General features: G+C 55.7%; 1 protein-coding gene. It reads right to left on the bottom strand.

Annotated elements, in window-relative coordinates; translation table 11 throughout:
- Positions 1-539 (bottom strand): phospholipase D-like domain-containing protein (locus AACY45_RS27750; protein WP_339548672.1); only part of this gene is annotated, 539 nt, incomplete at both ends.

Here is a 539-nt window from a genome sequence, read left to right as displayed (position 1 = left end):
GTCTCCACATCCCAGAAGCGTGTCAAGTGGGCGATCAGCGGTTCATTTTTGTTTTTATTTTTCCAGTTTGTATCCATCACGTAATTCCATTCATCGAAGTTTGCCTCTGCATCACACCGCCCCTTGTCATCGTCATATGACTCCCCCACATGCGACGTCCACAACGCCTCCCGCCAATGTTTCGCCAACTCGGCATCCGGTGCCGCCAGGCCCAACTCCGAGTCGGTATGCAGACTACGGGTGTTGATGTTCGCGGAACTGAGCAAGCTGAACACATCGTCCACCACCAACAGTTTGGAATGCACATAGATGTCCCGGAAGTACGCTTGTTCGCCCTTGAACAAGGTGCTTCCGGGCTCTGGCGTGCACGTCGTCAGCGTCGCGATAGCGACTTTCAGACCGGGTAAATCCTGCAGGGTGTAGGGTTTGAGTTCTTCCTCTGCGCCGTCTTTCGGCTTGCCCAGTTCCGGGATGTCGCTTGGCTTGAGGCCTCCCAGACGCTCCTCGACCTCGGGGGTGATGCCTTTTTCTTCCAGGGC

This window comes from Pseudomonas sp. RA_35y_Pfl2_P32, assembly GCF_963970735.1.
In the GTDB taxonomy this organism is placed as follows: domain Bacteria; phylum Pseudomonadota; class Gammaproteobacteria; order Pseudomonadales; family Pseudomonadaceae; genus Aquipseudomonas.
The sequence above is the reverse complement of the archived record's forward strand: the minus strand, read 5'-3'. Positions and strand labels throughout refer to the sequence as shown.